The following is a 21,605-nucleotide window of genomic DNA, read 5'->3' as shown; positions in this document are numbered from 1 at the left end:
CGGCCCGACCTAACGAGCCGTGCCGTGGTCCGGGCCCGGGGCCGGCAGTCGTTTGGTGCGGCCGGGATCCCCGTCTACTGTCTCGCCGTGTCACCGGGCCAGAGCTTCTGCTCCACTCTCGCTGACCTGTGCCTATCCGTGTCGTCTCGTCCAAAAGGACAGTCCGGAAAGCTCATTGCCCCCTTGTTCCACGGCTGCGAGGAGAGCTGGTGTACCGCCTGAGATTACGAGCGCGGCCGGCTGCCGCGCGTGATCCGAGACCGGTGTCCGGGAGCTACCAACTCCTTTGACCCGGGCCCGCCCTGAGAGGCGGATTCACATCGGCGCGGTGCCGACGGCTTTGCACGAGAAGTCGGCACCGCGCCTCCTACGAACCACGAGGAGCCGCTGCGATGCAGCATGCCCTGGTACACCCACGCCCTGTTCCGATCCCATGGCCCAGCCTGGCTGTCCGTCCGCGCGAACGGCTGCGGCGATGAAGAAGTCCACCCACGCCGCCGTCGGTGTTCTCGCCACCGCTCTGCTGTTGCTGGCCCTTCCGATCCTCGCCATCGGCGCCTCCGATGCTTTTGCCTCCTGCTCGACCGGCGGTACACAGGCTGTGGACACCTCGGCCGTTTCCGCTCAGGTGAAGGCGATCCTGGGCGGCGGTAAGGGGAAGGTCTCCGTGCCGGGCCTGGGCAACCCGGCCGAGCAGGTGCCCAACGCCAAGACCATCCAGGCCACCGGCGTCGCGATGAAGATCCCGGCCCGGGGACAGATCGTGGCCCTGGCGACCGCTCTGCAGGAGAGCGGTCTGCGGAACCTGACCTACGGCGACCGCGACAGCTTGGGGTTGTTCCAGCAGCGTCCGTCGCAGGGCTGGGGCACCGCGAACGAGATCCTCGACCCGGTGTACTCCTCGACGAAGTTCTACGAGGGGCTGAAGAAGGTATCAGGCTGGCAGTCCCTGTCCGTGGCTCAGGCCGCCCAGGCGGTGCAGCGGTCCGGCTTCCCCGAGGCGTACGCGAAGTGGGAACCCCTGGCGACCGCCCTGCAGAAGGCCATCGAGCCATTGCTGTCGAAGGCCGGCGGTCAATCGCCGAGCCCTTCACCGTCCGGTTCGGGCAGCACAGACGCCCCCGCGCCGAGTACGGCGGGCAGCTGTACGAGCGGCGGGGACGGAACCGACTTCGGGACCATCCCGGCCGGCGCGGTGCCGGCCGGATACAAGATCCCGGCAGACGCTCCACCGAAGGTCCGGACGGCGATCCGCTGGGCGCTCGGCCAGCTCGGCACCGCCTATCAGTGGGGCGGGAGCTGTACCGACTCCCACGGGCCCGACCCGATGGGCCGCTGCGACTGCTCCTCGCTGATGCAGCAGGCGTACAAGGCCGCCGGGGTCACCCTGACACGCACGACGTACACCCAGGTCAAAGAAGGCAAGGCCGTGACGGTCGATGCTCTGCGGCCGGGTGACCTCCTGGATCCTGTTCATCAGCCACGACGTCGCGCTCGTGGGCGAGTTCTGCGAACGGGTCCTGGTGATGTACGCGGGCACCACCGCCGAGACCCTGCCCGCCGACCGCCTCGCCGACGGTGCCCGGCACCCCTACACCCGGGCCCTGGTCGCATCGGTACCGGACCTCACCGCCGACCGCGGCCGACCGCTGCCGACGGTCGAAGGTGCGCCGCCCGATCCGCTCGCACCCTCACCGGGATGCCCGTTCGAGCCCCGCTGCTCGCGCCGCCGGGACCACTGCGCCGAGCAGGCTCCACCGCTGGAAGACCTCGGTGCCGACCACCGGGTCGCCTGCTGGTATCCGGTACCGGTGGCAGCGGCCCCGGAGACGGCGACCGCGTCATGACCACCCTTCAGGTGACCGACCTCACCGTCCGCCACCCCGGCCCCCGCGGCTCCCTCGCCGCCGTGGACGGTGTCTCGCTGGAGATCCCGTCCGGCACCACGCTCGGTCTCGTGGGGGAGTCGGGCTCCGGGAAATCCAGCCTGGCCCGCGCGATCGTCGGCCTCGTCCCCGTGCACAGTGGCCGGGTCCTGATCGACGGCCAGGAGGTCCGCACCCGCACCGTCCGCGACCGGCGTCGGCTCGGCCGTCTTGTCCAGGTCGTCCTCCAGGACCCGGACACCGCGCTCGACCCCCGGATGACAGCCCGTCAGGCTCTCGTCGAGGCTGCCACAGTCTTCCGCCGACTCGACCGGGCCACCCGCGCCGAGCGCGTCACCGAACTGCTCGGCCTCGTCGGCCTGGACCCCCGGCTCGCCGATCGCCTGCCGCGGCAGCTGTCCGGCGGGCAGCGCCAGCGAGTCGCCCTTGCCCGCTCCCTGTCCGTCGAGCCCGGTCTGCTGATCGCCGACGAGATCACCTCGGCGCTCGACGTCTCGGTGCAGGCCTCCGTCCTCAACACCATCCGCGAACTCCAGCGACAGCTCGGATTTTCCATGCTGTTCATCGGCCACAACCTGCCGGCGGTCTGCCACGTCTCCGACATCGTGGCGGTCATGCGGCAAGGCCGGATCGTCGAGACCGCCCCCACCGAGACGATCCTGCGCACGCCGAAGCACCCCTACACCCGAACGCTGCTCGCCTCCGTGCCGTCCCTGCGCACATCCCCGTCCGAGGAGAGGACGTCATGACCGTCGGGCTTCCGGACGCGGTCACCTGGCCGAGGCCGGCCACGACCACGGCGGCGGCCCCGGTACCGCCGGGAACTCGCCGCAACGTCGTGGACCTGGGTTCCTTCTCCCGACGACGCCCGATCCGGGCCGACTCCGCGCGGACGGTCAGGAGCTGGTCACACCCAGCTCCCGCACCAGGCCCCCGACCACGCCGACCACGAACGCGGGCACCTCGTGCGGGAAGTCGTGGCCCGTTCCCTCCGGCGTATGCACCAGCCGTGACGATGTCGACGTCGCCAGGTACCGGATCCTGCTTCGGAGATAGAAGCGGCTGATCCGCTCGGCCTCGGCTGCGTCCCGGGCGCCGGCCAGCACCGCCTCACCGCCGGTGAGATCCCGGGGTATCACCAGCACCAGCGGCAGGTCCCCGAGATCCCCGTCGTACACCACGGTCTCCCAGCCGACTCTCGCCAACCCGGATGGCGACAGCTCGGCGAAAGCCGACGCGGCGGCGCAGCCCTGCCCGGCCCGGCTCGCCGGGCCGCGGTGGGCACCGAACAACTGCCGCACCGCCGACAACAGGAAGCCGCGACGCATCCGCGCGAGCTGCCGGCTGCGCGGCGCGAAGGCGACGACCTCCGGGGGCGTCGGATCGAGCAGCACGAGACCAGCCACCAGATCCGGCCGACGCCTGGCCGCGTTCGCGACCAGCAACCCTCCGAAGGAATGACCGACGAGCACGAAGGGTGCCCGCTCCCCCGCTCCCTCCAGCGCAGCCAGTAGCTCCTCCGCTTCGCCCGCCGTCGTTCTCGGGAAGGGCCCGACATCGCTCCAGCCCGAACCGAACCGGTCGACCAGCACCGACCGGGCTCGGACCGACAGCATCGTGTGCAGTTCACGAAAGTCCTCACCAGGGGCGTGCCCGCCAGGCATCCACACCACCGTCGGCCCGCCCCCGGCCTCTCCCTCCGCGAAGACGTGCATCCGGTGACCGCCCACACCGACCAGCCGCCCCGGCGGAGGATTCTCCCGCCGCTCGCGGGCCACCAGCACCAGGTGGCGAACGGACCCCGCCGCCAGCAGCACACCGACAGTCATGGCGAGGCCACCGAGCGCCGTGGCCCATGCCGTCCCGACCCCGGTCAACCCTCCACCCGCCCCCGCCACCAGCACCGCGACCGGCACCCCGAGCCAGTCCCGGCTCAACAGCGCGAGCAAGGAGTCCACGACTCGTCCGTCCCGCAGCATCGGCCCTCCGCAAAGGTATTCGAAAACCGATCACTGCCAGTATCCGTCCCCTGCCCACCCGCCCCCACCCGGATTGCCGTGGAACGCGCGCGACCGCCTCATCGGCAAGGTCCTGATCAAGCCGGGACGGTCTTGTGGGGCAGTTTCATGGTCGGCGGTGGATTCGCAGCCCATGCCATCCCGGAGCACGACGAAGAATGTCCAGCACTGCGATGTCAAGCAGCCGAATACTTCATCACGCTCACGGATTACGGCGCGATCTCCCTGCCTTTTTTCCGTGAGACGATGCGGCGACTTTTGAATTCGACGGGTCCGGCGGTGCCGGCCATTCACGAACCGACAGGGAGAGGAACGGAATATGGGAGTTCTTCGAGGCGCACCGATCGCACCCGAGCGGAGCGCCGTGGCATGACCGTCGCCCTGGACCAGACCCTGTTCCACCAGACCGGCGTCGGCCTGTCCGTGCCGTTCGCCATCACCGGAACCGGGATGCACCTGCCACCGGCGGTCGTCACCAACCAGGAGCTCACCCGTACCCTGGACACCAGCGACGAATGGATCACCAGCCGCACCGGTATCCGCGAACGCCGCCGTCTGGCCCCGCACCTGGCGACCTCCGACATGTGCGTCGCCGCCGCCCACCCGGCCCTGGACGCCGCCGGTATCCAGCCCGCCCAGCTGGACGCGGTCATCGTCGCCACCTACACCTGGGACCAGCCGCTCCTGTCGACCGCACTGATCGTCAAAGACGCCCTCGGCGCCCACCGTGCTCTGTCCCTGGACGTCACCCAAGCCGCCTGTGCCTCGGGCATCCAGGCCATGCTGATCGCCGCCCATCTCCTGCAGAACCCCTCCATCACCACCATCCTGCTCCTCGCGGCCGACTGCGCCTCCAGGGTCGCCGATCCCACCGACCGCACCACCGGTGTCTTCTTCGGAGACGCCGCAGCAGCCGTCGTCCTCTCCCGTACCGACACCCCGGGAGCGGGTCTGCTCTCCTACAACCTGGGCTCCCGGCTGTCCTACGACGTCCAGATCCCCGCCGGAGGCTCCCGGCTGCCCGCCAGCACCGCCACCGTCGCCGCCGGAGAGCACTACCTGTACATGGACGGTCGTGCCGTCTGGAACGCCGCGACCACACACCTGCCCGAGAGCATCACCAGCGCCGCCCACCGCGCCGGCGTGCCGATCAACCAGGTCCGGCACTTCTTCCTGCACCAGGCCAACCTGAACATCCTCACCGAGACCATGGCTGCCCTGGGCGTGCCCCGTGAGCGCGCTACCGTCACCATCGACCGACTGGGCAACACCGGATCAGCCGGCGTGTTCACCGCACTCCACACCACCATCACCGAAGGCTCCCTGCTTCCGGGAGACACCTACGTGCTGTCCGGGATCGGCGCAGGCTTCCAATGGGGAACCCTCTGCCTCCGACACGCCTGATCGATCCGCAGGCCTGAAAGGGCGCCATGTTTCACGGGTCGTGGGTCCTGCGGCAGTGGGGACTCACCGGCGCCGAAGTCACCTCCCGGCTCCGGCAGTTCACGGACGAGTGAACTCCCGGCCGTCCCCTGGCGCACCGGCTGCCGCGAACGCCAGCATGGGCGTCATGATCACCACGCACTCCCGGGCCGAACGGGTCGCCCAGGCCCGGGCGGCCGAAGCCCAGCTCGCCGCCGACGGAATCGACGGGGTGGTGTTCGGCTGGGTCGACAACGCCGGGCTCACCCGGGTGAAGTCCGTCCCGCTCACCCAACTCGAACACGCCGCCGCGTACGGTGTAGGCGCCCTACCCTGCTTCGACGTCTCCCTGGTGGACGACTCCTTCACCACCGCGCCTTCGAGTACCGGCCCGATGGGCGACCTGCGGCTCGTCCCCGACCTCGACCGGCTCACCCGGCTCGCCGCCCAGCCCGGCTGGGCCTGGGCTCCGGCCGACCGCTACACGCAGGACGGCACCCCGCACCCCGGCTGCCAGCGCGGCTTCGCCCGCCGGGCCACCGAGGCCGTCGAGCGGCGCGGGCTTTCGGTACGAGCCGGGATCGAGATCGAGTGGGTGGTGGCCGACGCCGCCGGGGACCCCGCAACGGTCGGGCCCGGGTACGGGATGACCCGCTTCATCGAGCACTCCGACTACCTTCGGGAGGTGCTGCGCGCCCTCACCGAGCAGGGGCTGGCCGTGCTACAGCTCCACCCCGAGTACGCCGCCGGGCAGTTCGAGGTCTCGGTCGCCGCCGAGGGGCCGGTCGAAGCGGCCGACACCACGATGCTGGTACGCCACACCATCCGGGCCGTCTCCGCCCGGCACGGCCTGCGGGTCTCGTACGCACCCGTCTTCACCGAGGGCTCGCTCGGCAACGGCGGCCACCTGCACCTCAGCCTCTGGCAACAGGGCCGGAACCTCGGACACGGCGGCCCCGGCCGTCACGGGCTGCACCCCGACGCCGAGCTGTTCCTCGCGGGCGTACTGGCCGAGCTGCCCGCTCTGCTCGCCCTCGGCGCGCCCAGCATCGCCTCCTACCTGCGCCTGGTCCCCTCCCGCTTTGCCGGGGCCTACCGCTGCTGGGGCCTGGAGAACCGTGAGGCGGCGCTGCGTCTGATCACCGGTTCCACCGCCGGGCAGGCCAACGCCGAGTTCAAGTGCTTCGACGCCGCCGCCAACCCGTACCTGGCGATCGGCGGCGTTCTGGCCGCCGGACTCGCCGGTCTCGACGTCGGCCTCGCCCTCCCTCCCGAGACCCGGAGCGACCCTGCCGCCCTCGGGTCCGTCGAGCGCCTCCCGGCCAGCCTGTCGGAGGCGACCGACGCGTTCGAGAAGTCCCCACTGCTGCGGCATGCACTCGGCCCCGAGCTGTACGAGGCCGTGCTGGCCGTCCGGCGGGCGGAGGCCGAGCTGTTCGCGATGCGCACGAATGCGGAGGTCATCGAGGCCGTCCGCTGGAGGTATTGACAGGGTGGCCCGGCGCACCCAGTTGCCCATGGTGCCCCTCTCGCGTTCGCGATGCGAGAGGGGCACCTGGGAGCCCAGGTGGCTTACTGGACTCCGAGGATGAAGTGCAGTGCTCCGATGGCCGGTTGGGAGCGTCGGAACACGTCGGGGACGGGGAATATCCGCATCAGCCCACTTCGGCTCCTGATGAGGACTCAAGAGCCGGATCAGTGCCGGCGGGTTCCAGCGGCTTCGCCATGTAGACCGCCTCGGCACCGTAGCTCGCGGGCAGCCCGATCTCGGGCCGGGCGCGGTAGCCCAGCGCAGTCCACAGCACCTGCGAGCCGTGCACGGCGACCAGAGAGAGCGTCTGATAGCCGGCCGCGCGCCCAGTCTCCTCCAGGTGCTGTTGCATCCGGTGAGCCAGGCCCCGGCCACGTGCCCGCTCGGCGATCACCAGGTCGTGGAGGTGCAGGTTGCTCCCCTGTACCGCGCCTTCCTCGGCCAGGCTCAGGTCCGGACAGCGGGAAAGCGGGTACGGCAACGCGAGCAGGTAGCCGCCGAAGCCGCCCGCGCGCTCCAGCACGAAGCAGGTCGAGGGCGAGGCGCGGTGCCGGGAGCGCAGTACCTCCCGCCCCTCGGACAGGCCGCTCCCCGCATAGGCGCGTTCCTCCAGCGCAACCACCTCATCCCAGTCCTCCTCCCGGAGCAGCCGGATCCGGGTTTCGGTCATGCGCCTCCTCCATCCGGAGCCGGGCCGCCGATGCAGGTGTACGGCAGTGGCGCGAAGCCGTTGAACCCCTGGGTGGCGTAGGCGGCTGAGTACGCACCGCAGGAGTGGACCCAGACCGGGTCGCCGGAGGCAATCGTGCGCGGAACCCGTACCAAGCCGTCCTCCTGGGCGTACGCGTCGTCGCTGTCACAGGTCGGACCGGCCACCACAGCGTTGACGAACTGCCCGCCGGGGTGGGTCGGGAACTCCAGCCGGTACTGCAATTGATCCATCTCGTAAAGCCCGTTGAACTTTCCGCAGCTGAGGTAGAGCCAGTCCTCACGGGAGCCGTCGCGCCGATGACGGGAGGTGAGCCGGGCGACGTGGGCACGGATCGCGCCGTGGTCGGCGACCAGGTGGCGGCCGGGCTCCAGCAGGAAGGCCAGCGGGGCGGCGTTGACGGTGCGCAGCCGTTCCATGCCTTCTCGGATCACCGTGAACATCTTGTCCAGCGGCGGTTCCAGCGGCCGGCCGCGCCGGTCGAGGACGCCGAGCGCGGGCAGCCCACCACCGAGGTTGATCCGGTCCGGAACGATGCCGTGCCAGTTGAGCTCCTCCAGTAAGGCGGCCAGCGTCTCGATCGCCTCGCCCCATGCTTCGGCTGTCATCTGCTGGGAGCCGACGTGCACCGACAGACCGGAGGGCACCAGCCCGGCGGCCCGCGCGGCACCGAGCACGCGCAGGGCATCCTTGGGCGAGCAGCCGAACTTGTGGCTCAGGCCCCACAGCGCGCCATCGCCGGTGGTCGCGATCCGACAGAACACCCGTGAGCCGGGGGCGTGTTCCGCGATCGCGGCGACGTCCTCCCGGCTGTCGGTGGCAAAGTCGCGCACGCCCAGCCGGTATGCGTCGGCGATGTTGCGGTCGGACTTGACGGTGTTGCCGTAGTGGATCAGTTCGGGCGCCACTCCGGTGCGCAGCGCCTGGGAGATCTCCTGTGGGCTGGCCGCGTCGAAGCCGGAACCGAGCCGGGCAAGGTGGTCGAGCACCTCGTCCACCGGGCATGCCTTCATCGCGAACCGGACGTCGACACAGGGCAGTTCGGCGCACAGGGCGGCGTATTGGCGACCGATCCCGTCCAGGTCATAGATGATGGCGTCGTCGGCAGCGGCGGCGAGCGCGTCGCGCAGGGCGGAGTGGTCGGGCCGGCCGAAGAGGGGCGCGGTGGACGCGTGCACGGTGGCCGACGCGGTCAGGGTGCGGTGGCCGGTTCTGCCACGGTCGACTGTCCGGCGCTGTTCGGCGATCTGACGCATGTCGGCGGCCTGAGGCCTCACGTGTGAACTCCCAATCCGACTGGATGATCGATGCCCAGGGCTTTCTGGCACCCATGAGATGAAACGACGGAGTCCAAAGGTCGGTTATGACATTTGATCAAGGTTCCCTCCCCGCCGCCGCACGCTATGGACTTATGGGGCCTTCGCCTGCTGTGCACCCTGTACGGCCGACGAGCACAGACCCTGAATCCTCAAGAGGTGCAGGGCATGTGCTCGAACGAACAGCGGCAGCCCGACCTGACTCGTCCTCTCGCCCGGCACTTCCGGCCGGCCTGCCGCCGGCTGACGCAGTGCATCACCACGTCATCGGTATCGCGCTCGAACCAGGCGGCGGGGACCTCTCGGTCGAATCGAATATCGAACGCGTACTGCACGAACATGTTTGCGATTCTCTCCAGCCGAAATTCGACGGTGGCTGGAAGAACGGGTTCCGAGTGGCCACATAACCGTGAAGCGCAAGGGTCGGCGGACGTCAGGGACCAGGTATTTCTCTACTCAAGCTCTGTCACGGGCCTACCGGCTTGCACGCTGGATCGTCCCGCGAAAGCCCCTCTGACAGAGCTGAAAGCCCCCAGCCCGCTTCTGGGTACCGCGATCGAGGGAGATACAACGAATTCGCAGCCCCCTCTGGACACGTCTGGCAGCACTGGCCCTCGCGGCACGGGGACCGCTGGTCGAGCAGGGGTTACAGGGGCTCGGAGCGAGGAGCTCGCGGAGCGGTGTGCTGGCTGGTCCGAGAGCATTGGCAGGGGAGCTGCCCGCGGTTCGGAACGAGGTGGGAGAGCAGCTACGGGGTACTGCGCTGTGGCATGAACAAGTCTTTCAGCCGGAAGCCGCGTAGCGGCACGACCGGTCACGTTCAGTCAGCGCTTACGGCGAGCGCTGCATCGATCTCCTGGAGGAACGGCTCCAGATCACCTGGGTTGCGCGAGGTGATGAGGGTCCAGCCGCAGGTGTCATCCTTGACGACCGGCTCGTCGGCCCATTCGCCACCGGCATTGCCGATGTCTGTCCTCAGCGAGGGGTAGGAGGTGAGCCTCTTACCTTCGGTGACACCCGCCTCGACCAAGGCCCAAGGTCCGTGGCAGATGGCCGCTACGGGGCGCCCGGACGACGTGAAGGAGCGGACGATCTCCGTCGTCGAATTCTGCAGACGCAGTGCATCGACGTTCAATGTGCCACCTGGTACGAGCAGGAGGTCGTAATCGGCCGGGTCAACGTCGCTCAGAGTGAGTTCGGGTCGGATGGTTTTCCCAGGAGCTTTGTCGCTGACCAAGGTCTGAACGTCGTCAGCCGACACAGCAGCGACGTCCACATCGGCACCCCAGCCCCGCAGGTGTTCGAGAGGCACCAGCAGTTCGTCCTGCTCGACGCCGTAGTTCGTGACGATGGCCAGCACCTTCCGCATACTCACGTCGTTGTCAGACATTCCCAGGTCCTTTCGGGTTGGAACAGTCCGCCGGGAGTGGTTTGGAGTCGCGGGTTCCCTGGATCTTTGCGCTTATGCGGCCTCGCCAGACCTCCCGGCCCGCGGGGACCCATCGGAATCTGCGCCGGGCCGGAGCCCGAACGCCGCGCTGATAATCACGGATCCGCTCGGAGACTCGACACCGAAGACCGCGCCGTGCGGGTCGTGCAGCAGGGCCGTGCGGTGATCACCCGCTACGCACCGGCCGATGGTTCCGCCACCGTACTGGGAGGCCGCCTCCGCTGCCGCGTCAGCATTCGGTACGGGGAAGTAGACGTTCCAGCGCGGACTCGTCCGCTCCCCGCTCAGCGCCGTACCGGCCGGTACTATCCGGGCTGCCACGTTTCCGACGTCCCGGAGCGCGACGCCGCCATGCTCGTAGCGGACCTCGCAGCAACCGTGCCGGGAGCAGGCCCACTCGAGCACCTCGCCGTAGAAGATGGCGGCCTCGAACATGTGTCCCGTGCGCAGCTCCAGTCGCCATGGCCGGTGTGCGCGCCAGGACTCCCAGTCGGCGATCAGCTGCCCTTCCCAGATTCCGAAACGATTGCCCTCACGGTCGGCAGCCAGCACCCCGCGACCGAGGGGAAGGCGAACCGGACCCACCGCGATAGTGCCGGTGCGTTCCACGATGCGGGCCGCAGCCTCGTCGGCGTCTGTGACACAGAAGTAGGGTGTCCAGTCCAGGGCCACCTGCAAGGCCGGTGTTGTGCACCCCAGGCTCGCGGTGGGCACGCCCGCCGAGAGCGCCATCCTGAAGTCCTCACCCAGGGAGGTGCGCCGGAACTCCCACCCGAGTACGGCTCCGTAGAAGTCTTCGGCGGCTCGGGGGTCCGGCGTGGCGAGGCTTGCCCAGCAAGGGGCACCGACAGTGCATCCGGCCAGTTCCGTGGCCTCTGCCGGTGGTCTGTGTGACCGGGGCGGGCTGGGCGTGGAAACCATGGCATTACCTCACGAGGCGGACACGCCCCCTTTGTCAGGATGCACGTTTGGCCCTCCGGCGGCGAGCGTACAGCGGCGGCTGAAGCGGGAAGCCACTGTGCTGTTCCTCCGCCCATGCGCTGAGCAGGCATAAGAGACCTCGGAGAGAACGCCGCGTGCACTCCGTGCCGAGGCCGGACGCGGCCGGCACTCCTACTCCGACGCCGTCTCCCTCCTTGAGCTTCGAGAGCAATCGGGCCGGGGCAGGCCGGCCTGGCCTGACGATCCGAGGAGCCGGGAGCTCGTGCGGCCTCGCCGGAGGCATGCTCGGAGCGTGCGTCGCACGGCAGCTTGAGTGGGCACAGCCACGCGCACCGGGCGAACTTCGGGGCACGGTGGAAGCATGGTCGGAGAGGGCGCGTTCGACGCCCGTGACGAAGACCGACGCACGCAGTCGTTTATGGGCAGCTCCTTCAAAGTGACGCAATCCCGCGACGCCGTCCACTCGCTGCCGCACTTGGACGTCCTCGCCACCGCGCAGGAAGAAGGGACGAGCAGCGAGGATCAGCACCGGTGTTCCCTGCCACGGTGCATCCCCCGGCCGCGCTGCGGGCGAGAGGACCGCGGTCATACGCGGGCCCGGTCCGTTTTGCAGATAGCGGTCCAATTCCTGTACCGACGGTCTCTTCCCCGTGTGAGATGCCGACTGTGGAGCCAGGCCCCTGCCACGTTGCCAGGGACCATTTCCGAGGCGGCCTCGCTCGACTCGCGGTTGGTCCGCTGGGATGTTGGGAAGCACCGAGGCGATAAGGGACGAGAGCGATGACCACAGAACCTTCCCCCAGGGGCCCCGGGCCAGTTCCCAGTCGGCCGGATCCGGTGCCACACGACCCGCAGCCGCCGTGCGAGCCAGGTCCCAGCGAGCCCGAGCCCCAGCCAGACGCGGAGCCGCCCCCGGCGCCGGATCCCGGTTCCCGCCCGGTCCCCGAGCCGCCCGACTGATCGGAGAGTGCCGCTCCTGCGGCTCTTCCTTCCAGTTGCTCGTGAGCGCGACACCTAACCGATTGCGGACTCGGAGTGGTCGACGCAAGGTGGATTACGTCACCCCCCACAGTGAAGGGCAGAATCGTCATGGGTAAGGCAAAGGCGAAGGCCAAGCAGGTCAAGGGCAAGCTGAAGGAAACCGTCGGCAGTGCCACGGACGACAAGGAAATGCAGGCTGAGGGCCGCGGCGAGCAAATGGCGGGCAAGGCCCAGGAGACCGCGGCAAAGGTGACTGAGCGGCTGAAGAAGTCCGGACAGTAGTACCTGCATTGCGGGCCGGGCACCCGGGCGACCGCATCAGGGTTTCACGGCTCTCAAGGCGCGTCCTGGTGCCGGCCGCGCGGCCGGCACCCTGCGTCAGGGTTCGTTGTTCGGTGAAAGTTCGCTGACATTCGGCGCTCCCGGGCCAATGCAACACCGGGTCGCTCAGGCTGATTGCGCCACCCTGCTTTCATCATGTCCCGCACGACCTGGCTGGCCGCCGACACCTTGAGGATGACGCATACACCTTGTGTGTGCTCATGGGGCAGCGCACCACCCGCGATGCGATTTCCGAAGCCGAGTTCTGCCTTGGGTGGGCCCGATCGGTGCTGCCGGCTGCCGTTGTGAGGTCGCGGGACGGCGGAAATTCAGCCTCGTGAGTCCTCGGGCCCGAGCGGCTGGGCGGAGAAGACCCCCCTGCCCACCCTGCGTGATCTCTGAGAGCCGGACGCAACAATGAAACTCCTTCAGCCTCCGGGTGTCTACATGCCACAGGAAGACACAGCCATGCTGATATCCGCTCTGCGGCGCGAGCACCTGTCCCCCGGAGCGGAGGTACTCGACGTGGGTACCGGTACCGGCGCCGTGGCGATCGCCGCCGCCCACCACGGCGCTGCCCACGTGATCGCCATCGACACGTCGGCCGCGGCGGTGCTCACGACACGACTGAACGCACTGCTGTCGGGGCACGCGCGGGCCATCCGGGCCAGCCGCGGTGATCTGACGGAGCCTGCGACCGGCCTGAGGTTCGACCTCGTGCTGGCGAACCCGCCGTACGTACCGTCCGCGAACGTCCGCGTGCCGCGGCGCGGTATTGCTCGGGCCTGGGAGGCGGGGACCGACGGCCGGGCGGTGCTCGACCGGCTCTGCGCCAAGTGCCCCGCTCTGCTGCGCCCCGGAGGTGTGCTGCTCGCGGTCCACTCCGTGCTGAGCAACCCAGCGATGACCCTGGCGCGGCTGGCTGAAGGCGGATTGAACGTGGCTGTGATCGACCGCCGGTTCGTCCCCTTCGGGCCTGTCCTGCGAGAACGGGCCGGCTGGCTGGAGACCCAGGGCCTGATCGAGCACGGCCAGGAGGCAGAGGAACTGGTGGTGATCCGTGCAGAACGACCGCACTGAACCGGAGACCGCACCTCGGGCAGCCGCACGGCGCGTCATGCAGGAGCCGGGCGGACCCATGCTCGTGGAGGGGCCGGTCGAAGTGGTCCAGGAGGACGGCCACATTGCCCGCTCGGACCGGCCTGTCGTCGCACTGTGTACCTGCCGGCGGAGCCTCATCTTCCCCTGGTGCGATACGAGCCACCGCGGTCGGAAGAGGCCGAAAGCCCCACCGCCGGCCTCAGAGCGGCACACAGACTGAGGATTCGCCGCCCCGCCATGCGCCGAGCAACTGCTCCCCGAACCGGTCTTCCAACCATCCCGTGGCTGCGATACCGAAGGCGACGTCCGGTGCCAGATCCGGCTCCTCCTGGAGCAGACCGGCTACGACCTCATGCCGTACGAGCTGCTCATGCACGGCGTCGGCCTCCACATGCTCCGCGTAGAAGTGGATGGCCGCAGGCCCGGCACCGGCCCGTTTCAATGCCTGAGCGAGGCGCCGCGACCCTGGTGGCGATGTGGTCTCCACTGAGGCGAAGTGACCGACCAGCGCACCACGGTGTGAGCGGTGGAGTCCAAAGAGTGACATGAGGTTGACGGTCGCGAGCATCTGCCGAGAGCCGGCGTCGAGGTAGCGGCCGTACGAGGTGTCCAGGTCGAGGTCCGCCATCAGATCGGCGAACAGCCTGGAGTGGACCTGTTCTGCCCGTCCCGCTCCGAATTCGTCGTACTCCACAGCGGCCATTCCTGCCTTGGCCCGGCCCGTCAGGCGCGGGATCACCCACACGTGCGGATCGGCCTCTTTGAGGTGGTAAAGCGAGCGGTGGGCGGCGTACTCACGCAGATGCCACAGCTCGCCCTCGTCCCGCAGGAAGTACGACACGTCGTCGGCGTCCGACGGCTCCAGAACGAGTTCGTCCAGCGCGCTGCCGACGTCCTCGGCCACCGGCACGTCAGCGCGCAAAGCTGCCATGAACTCCCGCTCCAGCGCGGCACGCACCTTGAGCAGTTCCGGATCCCACTCCCAGGCACCGTCCACACCGTCGAAGCCGCGGTAGTGCAACTCGTAACAGAGGTACAGGGCGAGTTGGAGGTCGTCGTCGTACGGGTCGCTACCCGCTACCAGGCGTATGTCGGGCAGGCTGCGCCGACCCGGTTCCCGGCCGAGCGCCTCGATGAGAGCGGCAGACACCTCACCCCGGGTCTCTGGCAGCCTCACGGCACTTCCCCTTCTTGGCATTTGTCTCCATCGCTTGCGACGGGTCTCCAGCTTCGCGGACTCGGAGCAGCCCACAACGGGGACTCTGACGGGCATGTGATTGCCATACCCGTCGGCGATTGGAGAAACGGGCGGCCGGTGGTTGCGGAGACGTTCGCTGGGCACATTCGCTTCAGCGGCCGTTGCATGTCAGGGGCACCCGGACACAGATGAAGCGAGCGCAGACGAACGCCCTCCGCAGCGTCTCGCATACCGAACGCGCACTGTCCCGCCGCCAGCTGCGTCGATTGCAGCCAGCCGATGCTTGCTCCGCTGAACGCCGACCCGCCCGTGTTCGGAGTGTGGCAGCGGGTCAGTGCGGCGTGTCTTTCTTTCAGTGCCTGAAGGTGTCCTTGCCCTTCTCGACGACCTGCTTCACTTTACCCTTCACTTTTTGGGCCCTCCCCTTTCCCTCCAGCCTTTCGTTACCCACGGCCCGCCCGACCGATTCCTTAGTTTTCCCCTCCGCGATTTCGCCAATATTCTTGGACTTCTTTCCGATACCCATTTCTTTCTCCCTGACGTCATTCGGGTGGTGGCAGCAGAGTTCCGAGAGGTCCGAGATCCAAGTTGAGATCTTGCATGGAAAGGTCGTACCGAGAGCAGAGTTCAATCATACGACTGTGCAGAATCATCAAAGTTGCTCCGAGGCGCTCCTCCTGTTCCTCAGTGAGGTCTCCTGCGTCGACCCGCTGAAGGGCTTGGCGTTCCATGAGCTGTCGTAGCAGCTCGACGAGTGTGAGTACGAGCTTGATCAGGTCCCGTTCCACCGTGTCCGGGGCGGTAGTGATCCGATGGGCCGGCCTTCGCGCCTCAGCACCGCCCCGGGGCAGGATGTCCTGCGGCATTGCGGGCAGCATGCGGAAGGCGCGGGCGGCGGCATCGGCGATCTCGTCCAGGCGGCTTCCGGGCGGACGGTCCTTACCTGACATGGTCGTCTCCTGTGGGTGCTGAGATGGCATGCCACGGGGAAGGATTCTGTTCGCTGATGGAGACGATCAGCGCGCGAAGCGATATGCGTACGAGGTCGATATCGGCGATGGAGAGCACGACGTCACCGGTGAGGACCACGCCTCCGCTCAGCAACCGGTCCAGCAGGTCGATCAGTGCGATCTGCCGTTGCGGCAGCGGCTCCTCCGGCGTAGCCTCCGGCCTGCCCGCCGCCCTCACGGCGTGGCCCTCTTCAGCGGTTCGGCTTCGGTGAGGGTGGCGAAGGAGTACGGGGCCCATGGCCCGGTGACTTCGACGCGTACCCCGGGTAGTCCTTCTGCGGCCTGCATGACATCGGCGCGGAAGTCTTCAGCCTGTTGCAGCGGCACGAGGTAGGCGTCGTTGATGACGTTCTCTCCCGGCCCGCGGGCGAGTTCGCCTTGCTGCGGCCGGTGCTGGACGCGATCAACCGCATAAGCGCGGGCGGCGGCCTCGACCCGCTCGGCTGCCTGCTCTGCGTCCCTGTAGGCGTCTTCGCGGGCGTTTCGCTGTGCTCTACGCTGGCTGAGGTAAGCCCGCCCGGGGGTCAGACCCGGATCTGTGGGTGGGCCTGCTGGCCTCTCGGCCTCGGCGGCCGCTTCGACATAGATCTTGACGCCCCACTCCACCTGCGCCGCCAGGTCGGTCAGTCTGTCGGCAAACGCCTCGCGGCGGGCCCGGAGCATGAGTCGCACCCGCTCGTCGTCGAGGTACACCGTGGCCAGACGCAGTGGCAGGACGGCGGTGCGGGCGGCCAAGGCCTCAATCACCCGGTGATGAGCGCGGGCGACTGACTCCAGCCAGTCCAAGTCCTCAAGATGCGCTCGCAGCGCGGCCTCTTGGAAGTCCCGCTCGGGTACCGGGCTCACGGCGACCACCACATCGTCGCTGTGTTCTACACGTACTAGATGCACCGTCGCCTCCGCCACTCCAGGGAGCCCGGACAGAGCTTCTTCCAGCGATCCGTCGGCGTCCCGTGCTACGGCGTACGCATAGGAGACCGTGGCGGTCATGGCTCGTCCCGCCTCTCGCTGCGGGGGCTTGGCTCTGCCCGTTTGGTGCGTGTGGTGCGTGTGGTGCGGCGGGGGGCCGCGGTGCGGCTCTCCTCGTTCTTGGCCGGTGGCAGCTCACGGCTCTCGCGCAGCGCCGTGATCTCAGCCTGCAGCCGTTTGTTCTCCTCGGCGAGTGAGCGGCCGTCGTTGGCGCGTGACGACAGTGAGGGATCGTGCTCCCACCAGTCAATGCCCATTTCCTTCGCTTTGTCCACCGAAGCGATCAGCAGGCGCAGCTTGATGGTAAGCAGTTCGATGTCCAGTAGGTTGATCTGGATATCGCCTGCGATGACGATGCCTTTGTCCAGGACGCGCTCCAGGATGTCGGCGAGATTGGCCGAGGAGCCCTGGCCATACGGGGCGGACCTGGACGGGAGATCGCCCAGCCTCCTGGCGACGGGTTCGGTCACGGCCGCTGCACCTCAATTCCCTGCTGTCCCGGAGCTTCGACGGGAGCGCGTGGTAATGGGCCCGTTCCACCGGCTCCGCGATCAGGTATCGACGCCCTGGACATGGGCCCTGATCTCGTCCAGCCGGTCCAGCAACTCGTCCTCGCGCTGGTCGAAGGTTTCCTCGTCGATTTCTCCCGCCACGAGCGCTCGCTCAAGTGCGGCGAGTTCCCGTTCGACGGGGGCTGGGTCGTAGTACTCGTTCTCCGCGGTCTCGACGACGCGCTCCATGACCCAGGCCACGCCGCGCACGGGCGCCAGCGGAAGAGTTGCGAGTTGAGTCAGCAGTCCCATGAGGAATCCCCTAGACGAAGCTGTAGGCGGGCAGCGGGCCGACCAGTCGCAGGTCGAAGTCCTCGCCCAGTTCCTTGGCGATATCCTGTTCCGCGCCGAGGAAGGTCTTCTCGTTGTCCCGCTCCACAAGGAAGGACACATTCAGGAAGTCGTTCCCGGTCGGCTGCGACGAGCGTTCCTCCCGCGCGAATCCACGCAGCGCATCGAGGACTTCGACGGCGAGCCGTTCCTGCCGCGCTTGCACTTCTTGGGAGACCAGCTCCCCGAGGGCGAGCGGCAGTTCCGGGTTGCTGCGGCCGCTTCTGATCTCCTCGTTGAGTTCGCGCGCCTCGTCGGACTCCCGAAGGATCTGGCGCAACAGCGCATCTTCGTCCTGGGCGGCCTTCAAGTGGTATTCCACGCAGCCCTCCAGCGCCCGCAAGCGTTCGCTGAATTTATCTGTACCGTCCTCCAGGACCGCTCGTACAGCGTCGTCGTCCACGGTGGTGAGGCCGAACTGCAGTGGCAAAACGGTGCCGTCGGCCATCAGCTGTTCCTGGACGGCCTGGTGGGCGCCGAGGTCTCGGCGTTTGGGACGCAGCTCCTCGGGCGCGTCGCTGACGACCGCGGACAGCATTTCGGTGCGCACCGTGCGGAGGGGCGCCGGCGGATCCCCCACCCCGTGGAGGCCGTCCAAGCGCTGCGGATGGGTGGCCAGAACAATGGAGTACACGTATACGGCCATGGTTCACTCCTCGTGGCGTCGGGCGGCAGGCCGACGCCGCGGCCGCTCCCGCCTCTCCTCGGGCTCCTTGCGCCTCTTTTCTGACTGCTCGGCCTCCTCGTCGTCGTGCCCTCCCTTCAGGGCGTCGGTCAGCACGTCAGCGGCCCCGCTCAGCGCACCCTTGGCTTTGCCATGCGCTCCGCCCTCGGTCACCTCGCCGACCAGGTCGGTCAGCTGAGATGGAGCCTTGCGGCCCTCTTCCAGGTCGAGGCGGTTACAGGCCTCCGCGAAGCGCAGGTAGGTATCCACGCTCGCCACGACGATGCGGGCATCGATCTTGAGGATCTCGATGCCCACCAAGGACACACGCACGAAGACATCGATTACCAGGCCGCGGTCCAGAATCAGCTCGAGGATGTCGTAAAGGTTCCCCGACCCTCCTCCGCCGGCCCTGGAAATGGTTCCTCCGCCCTGCGGCACCATAGTCATGGTGCCTCCTTTCAGCAGCTCACACGTGGCTCCGGACGAGGCCGCTTCCGTTCGTCCGTCGAGCGGTGCAGCAGTGGTATTCCGGCCCTAGCCACGCGGGTCGATCTGGGCTCGGGTGTAGCGGCGGGTGCGCTCGTACGCCAGCAGTTCGCCTTCCTCGTCCAGCGTCACCCGGTAACTCGCCATCACGCTGGTCGTGCCGGGGATACGCTCCAGCTCCAAAACTTCCACGTCCGCCTGCCAGCCGTCCTCCGTCGGCTTCAACGCCGAGACGGACTCGGGTGCTCGCCCCAAAAGCTCCTGGAGCTGCTCAGCCGCATAACGCATGGCTCGCGGGGCCGAAACCCGACGTGCCGCACGCTTCGTTTCATTCGTGCCGCTGCTGGCCCGTCCGGTGCTGGTTTTCCTGGTGGTCTTCTTGACCGGCTTCTTGCTGGACGGACGCCGGACGCGCCCTGTCTCGTCCTCTTCGCCTACGGCCATGTTCCCGCTCCGGAATCGGAGACGACATGATGCTGGCGTCACCTTCACAAGACGCCGTTCCATGATATACGGCCTGGGCCGACCGCATCTCGGAGCTCGCACGTTGCTTCAGTGCCGGACGCAGCCTCCTCATACTCCAGCCGTAGATCGTGATCTTGCTGATCGGTAGGGGCGTCAGCCGGGGACGGCCACTATTCCAGCCACGTCCCGTCGCGCATGATGACTCTGCCGCGTAGTTCCGGTACGCCTCGCCAAGCGCGCACGCTCTTCGGCACCACGCGCACGTACAGGAAGGAACCCTCCTCCGCACGCGGGTCCCACCCGAACTTGGCGGCGAACGCCTCCGCCGCGGCTTCGGGCACATCCTGGTCCAGGAAGCTCTCCGCCTCACCTTGAAGAAGCACCACATCGAAGGTGTCGGGCAGCGCCAGGCGCACGCGCGGCTCCTCGCGGACGTTCCGCGCAGTCGCGGAAGTGGCACTGGTGCACATCCACACTGCACGCCCATCCCACAAGAACCAAAGCGGCACCTGGTGCGGCCCGTGATCAGGGTGTGCTGTCGATACCCATACATCCCGCTCGGTAACGAGCCGTTCCATAGTGTCGCGCCTACGCTCCGCCGCCTGGCGGCGAACAAGCCCCGTGGTCTGCATGAGTCCCGACCTTAGCCAGCAGGCTCAAAGCGCACATGAGGCGAGGGACCTACGCCCGGCGACCGATGAACCCCTCAGCCTCTGCCTCGGGACGGCCAGTACAGGCCGGCTGACAGACGGGTACGGCCACCGCTGATCATCGTGTGTTGTGTGGACAAACGAAGAGACCGTGGCCGCAGACCACAGCGTAGACCCTGCCCGCTGGCACGAGGTGTTCGAGGTCCTGATGGGCCGGATAGCGGGCCGGTTTGCGCGGGTTGAGCCCCGGCGCCGGGTGCGAGACCTGGTACTGGGGCTGCTGTCGGACCTGCCGCGCAAGAACTGCTGGTCGATCGCCGAGTGGGTCGGGGAGGCGAGTCCGGACCGCATGCAGCACCTGCTCGGCCGGGCCAGGTGGGACGCCGACGCCGTTCGTGATGACGTGCGTGAGTACGTTCTGGAGCATCTGCACGATGAGGACGCGGTGCTGGTGGTCGACGAGACCGGGGACGTGAAGAAGGGCGCGCACACCGTCGGTGCCCAGCGCCAGTACACCGGCACCGCTGGCAGAATCGAAAACGCGCAGGTCGCCGTCTATCTCGTCCACGCAGGTCGCCGTGGGCATGCGGCGGTGGACCGTGAACTGTACGTTCCGCGCTCGTGGACGTGCGCCCCGGACCGCTGCCGGGCCGCCGGGCTGGAGGAGAACACCGCGTTCGCGACGAAGCCGGAGCTGGCCGCCCGGATGATCGGCCGGTTTCTGGACGCCGGGCACCGTGTGGGCTGGGTCGCGGGTGACGAGGTCTACGAGGGCAATCCGAAGCTGCGGGCCGCGTTGGAGGAGCGCAAGGTCGGCTACGTACTCGCCGTCGCCTGCTCTGCCGAAGTCACCACCGGTGCAGGGAAGTTCCGCGCGGACGCCCTGGCCGCGAAGGCGCCCAGGCGGGCCTGGCAGAAGCTGTCGGCAGGGGTAGGCGCCAAGGGGCACCGTTTCTACGACTGGGCCGTCATCGACCTGGCCGAGCCCCGAGCCGGCAGTCACCGGCTGCTGATCCGTCGTAACCGCACCACCGGTGAACTGGCCTACTACCGCTGCTTCTCACCCGCGCCGGTGCCCCTGGCGACCTTGGTCCGCGTCGCCGGATCAAGGTGGCGGGTGGAGGAGACCTTCCAGTCTGGAAAGGGCCTGGCCGGCCTCGACGAGCACCAGGTCCGCCGCTTCCCTTCGTGGTCCCGCTGGGTCACCCTGGCCATGCTTGCCCACGCCTTCCTCGCCGTCGTCCGCGCCGACGAACACGCCCACCATCCCGCCCCCAACGGGCTGATCCCGCTCACCTGCAACGAGATCCAACGCCTGTTCACGACGCTCGTCGTCCGGCCCGTGCACGACGTGGCCCACCGGCTCCGCTGGTCCACCTGGCGACGCCGCCACCAGGCCCGAGCCCAGGCCAGCCATTACCGCCGACAAGCCGCGAATCAGACATGAAGATCACGATCTACGGCTGGAGCACTAACCGCGCCCTGGCCTCCCCACTGGCTGCATAGCGGCATCGCTGCCGCATAAGAAACGCCGTGAATGGTGGGATGGTGGGCGCACTATCCCCCAGGAAAGAAATCGCTTCCACTGAGGACCTGGGTGCC

At 68.2% G+C, this 21,605-nt stretch carries 24 protein-coding genes and 1 pseudogene; 9 read left to right on the top strand and 16 right to left on the bottom strand.

Features of this window, described 5'->3' with window-relative positions; all coding sequences use genetic code 11:
- Positions 1-475: 475 nt before the first annotated feature.
- Together OG842_RS32975 and OG842_RS32965 are read left to right on the top strand one after the other, a co-directional pair.
- Positions 476-1,465: pseudogene (locus tag OG842_RS32975) on the top strand (C40 family peptidase); the annotation flags it as partial.
- Between the two features lie 234 nt (positions 1,466-1,699).
- On the top strand, positions 1,700-2,635 hold the full coding sequence (locus OG842_RS32965; protein ID WP_443064075.1) for an ABC transporter ATP-binding protein: 936 nt from the start codon (positions 1,700-1,702) through the stop codon (positions 2,633-2,635).
- 147 nt (positions 2,636-2,782) lie between these two features.
- On the opposite strand, the gene OG842_RS32960 is transcribed toward OG842_RS32965, so the two are convergent.
- Positions 2,783-3,844, bottom strand: a complete 1,062-nt coding sequence (locus OG842_RS32960; protein WP_266735683.1) for an alpha/beta fold hydrolase — start codon at positions 3,842-3,844, stop codon at positions 2,783-2,785.
- A gap of 429 nt (positions 3,845-4,273) precedes the next feature.
- Here OG842_RS32960 and OG842_RS32955 point away from each other — a divergent pair, with 429 nt between their 5' ends.
- On the top strand, positions 4,274-5,308 hold the full coding sequence (locus OG842_RS32955) for a 3-oxoacyl-ACP synthase III family protein (RefSeq protein ID WP_266735684.1): 1,035 nt from the start codon (positions 4,274-4,276) through the stop codon (positions 5,306-5,308).
- 169 nt (positions 5,309-5,477) lie between these two features.
- Positions 5,478-6,815: a glutamine synthetase gene (locus OG842_RS32950; RefSeq protein WP_443064074.1), complete on the top strand. Its 1,338-nt coding sequence runs from the start codon at positions 5,478-5,480 to the stop codon at positions 6,813-6,815.
- 166 nt (positions 6,816-6,981) lie between these two features.
- Here the strand turns inward: OG842_RS32950 and OG842_RS32945 are convergent, their stop codons facing one another.
- From OG842_RS32945 to OG842_RS32930, 4 genes are all read right to left on the bottom strand, one after another.
- Complete coding sequence (locus tag OG842_RS32945; protein ID WP_266735686.1) at positions 6,982-7,527, bottom strand: GNAT family N-acetyltransferase; 546 nt, start codon at positions 7,525-7,527, stop codon at positions 6,982-6,984.
- The gene (locus tag OG842_RS32940; RefSeq protein ID WP_266735687.1) at positions 7,524-8,843 is read right to left on the bottom strand and encodes a type III PLP-dependent enzyme; all 1,320 of its coding nucleotides are present in this window, start codon (positions 8,841-8,843) and stop codon (positions 7,524-7,526) included. The genes OG842_RS32945 and OG842_RS32940 overlap by 4 nt, the downstream gene beginning before the upstream one ends.
- 859 nt (positions 8,844-9,702) lie before the next feature.
- Positions 9,703-10,272 carry a DJ-1/PfpI/YhbO family deglycase/protease gene (locus OG842_RS32935; protein WP_266735688.1) on the bottom strand — a complete coding sequence of 190 codons (570 nt, stop codon included), beginning with the start codon at positions 10,270-10,272 and terminating at the stop codon, positions 9,703-9,705.
- Between the two features lie 72 nt (positions 10,273-10,344).
- Positions 10,345-11,253, bottom strand: a complete 909-nt coding sequence (locus OG842_RS32930) for a VOC family protein (RefSeq protein WP_266735689.1) — start codon at positions 11,251-11,253, stop codon at positions 10,345-10,347.
- Positions 11,254-12,363: 1,110 nt separating this feature from the next.
- Here OG842_RS32930 and OG842_RS32925 point away from each other — a divergent pair.
- The 4 genes from OG842_RS32925 to OG842_RS32910 all read left to right on the top strand — a co-directional run bounded on the left by OG842_RS32925 (position 12,364) and on the right by OG842_RS32910 (position 13,897).
- On the top strand, positions 12,364-12,537 hold the full coding sequence (locus OG842_RS32925) for a CsbD family protein (protein WP_266735690.1): 174 nt from the start codon (positions 12,364-12,366) through the stop codon (positions 12,535-12,537).
- A gap of 170 nt (positions 12,538-12,707) precedes the next feature.
- Positions 12,708-12,917 (top strand): DUF5133 domain-containing protein, encoded by a 210-nt coding sequence (locus OG842_RS32920; RefSeq protein WP_328512692.1) that lies wholly within the window; start codon positions 12,708-12,710, stop codon positions 12,915-12,917.
- A 76-nt stretch (positions 12,918-12,993) separates the two neighbouring features.
- On the top strand, positions 12,994-13,656 hold the full coding sequence (locus tag OG842_RS32915) for a HemK2/MTQ2 family protein methyltransferase (protein ID WP_266735691.1): 663 nt from the start codon (positions 12,994-12,996) through the stop codon (positions 13,654-13,656).
- A 37-nt stretch (positions 13,657-13,693) separates the two neighbouring features.
- Entirely contained in the window at positions 13,694-13,897 is a 204-nt protein-coding gene (locus OG842_RS32910; RefSeq protein ID WP_266737309.1) for a CDGSH iron-sulfur domain-containing protein, read from the top strand.
- Here the strand turns inward: OG842_RS32910 and OG842_RS32905 are convergent.
- The 11 genes from OG842_RS32905 to OG842_RS32855 form a co-directional block, all read right to left on the bottom strand.
- The gene (locus tag OG842_RS32905; protein ID WP_266735692.1) at positions 13,877-14,875 is read right to left on the bottom strand and encodes an iron-containing redox enzyme family protein; all 999 of its coding nucleotides are present in this window, start codon (positions 14,873-14,875) and stop codon (positions 13,877-13,879) included. The two genes, OG842_RS32910 and OG842_RS32905, sit on opposite strands and share 21 nt — an antisense overlap.
- A gap of 352 nt (positions 14,876-15,227) precedes the next feature.
- Positions 15,228-15,401 (bottom strand): CsbD family protein, encoded by a 174-nt coding sequence (locus OG842_RS32900; protein ID WP_266735693.1) that lies wholly within the window; start codon positions 15,399-15,401, stop codon positions 15,228-15,230.
- 16 nt (positions 15,402-15,417) lie between these two features.
- Positions 15,418-15,825, bottom strand: coding sequence for a gas vesicle protein K (locus OG842_RS32895; protein ID WP_266735694.1), 408 nt, complete (start codon positions 15,823-15,825; stop codon positions 15,418-15,420).
- Positions 15,815-16,063: a gas vesicle protein gene (locus tag OG842_RS32890; protein ID WP_266735695.1), complete on the bottom strand. Its 249-nt coding sequence runs from the start codon at positions 16,061-16,063 to the stop codon at positions 15,815-15,817. The genes OG842_RS32895 and OG842_RS32890 overlap by 11 nt, the downstream gene beginning before the upstream one ends.
- On the bottom strand, positions 16,060-16,875 hold the full coding sequence (locus tag OG842_RS32885; protein ID WP_266735696.1) for a GvpL/GvpF family gas vesicle protein: 816 nt from the start codon (positions 16,873-16,875) through the stop codon (positions 16,060-16,062). The genes OG842_RS32890 and OG842_RS32885 overlap by 4 nt, the downstream gene beginning before the upstream one ends.
- The gene (locus OG842_RS32880) at positions 16,872-17,324 is read right to left on the bottom strand and encodes a gas vesicle protein (protein WP_266735697.1); all 453 of its coding nucleotides are present in this window, start codon (positions 17,322-17,324) and stop codon (positions 16,872-16,874) included. The genes OG842_RS32885 and OG842_RS32880 overlap by 4 nt, the downstream gene beginning before the upstream one ends.
- 81 nt (positions 17,325-17,405) lie before the next feature.
- On the bottom strand, positions 17,406-17,657 hold the full coding sequence (locus OG842_RS32875) for a gas vesicle protein GvpG (protein WP_266735699.1): 252 nt from the start codon (positions 17,655-17,657) through the stop codon (positions 17,406-17,408).
- 10 nt (positions 17,658-17,667) lie between these two features.
- A complete protein-coding gene (locus tag OG842_RS32870) occupies positions 17,668-18,381 on the bottom strand; it encodes a GvpL/GvpF family gas vesicle protein (RefSeq protein ID WP_266735701.1) in 714 nt (237 codons plus the stop codon).
- Between the two features lie 3 nt (positions 18,382-18,384).
- Positions 18,385-18,849 carry a gas vesicle structural protein GvpA gene (locus OG842_RS32865; protein WP_266735703.1) on the bottom strand — a complete coding sequence of 155 codons (465 nt, stop codon included), beginning with the start codon at positions 18,847-18,849 and terminating at the stop codon, positions 18,385-18,387.
- 87 nt (positions 18,850-18,936) lie between these two features.
- Positions 18,937-19,332, bottom strand: coding sequence for a gas vesicle protein GvpO (locus OG842_RS32860; RefSeq protein ID WP_328512589.1), 396 nt, complete (start codon positions 19,330-19,332; stop codon positions 18,937-18,939).
- 191 nt (positions 19,333-19,523) lie between these two features.
- On the bottom strand, positions 19,524-19,985 hold the full coding sequence (locus tag OG842_RS32855; protein WP_328512588.1) for a pyridoxamine 5'-phosphate oxidase family protein: 462 nt from the start codon (positions 19,983-19,985) through the stop codon (positions 19,524-19,526).
- Between the two features lie 226 nt (positions 19,986-20,211).
- Here OG842_RS32855 and OG842_RS32850 point away from each other — a divergent pair, with 226 nt between their 5' ends.
- Entirely contained in the window at positions 20,212-21,450 is a 1,239-nt protein-coding gene (locus tag OG842_RS32850) for an IS701 family transposase (protein ID WP_328512691.1), read from the top strand.
- Positions 21,451-21,605 lie beyond the last annotated feature (155 nt).

The sequence above is a fragment of the Streptomyces sp. NBC_00376 genome, assembly GCF_036077095.1.
In the GTDB taxonomy this organism is placed as follows: Bacteria; Actinomycetota; Actinomycetes; order Streptomycetales; family Streptomycetaceae; genus Streptomyces.
Note: the sequence above shows the minus strand (reverse complement) of the source record. Positions and strands in the feature narration are given on the sequence as shown.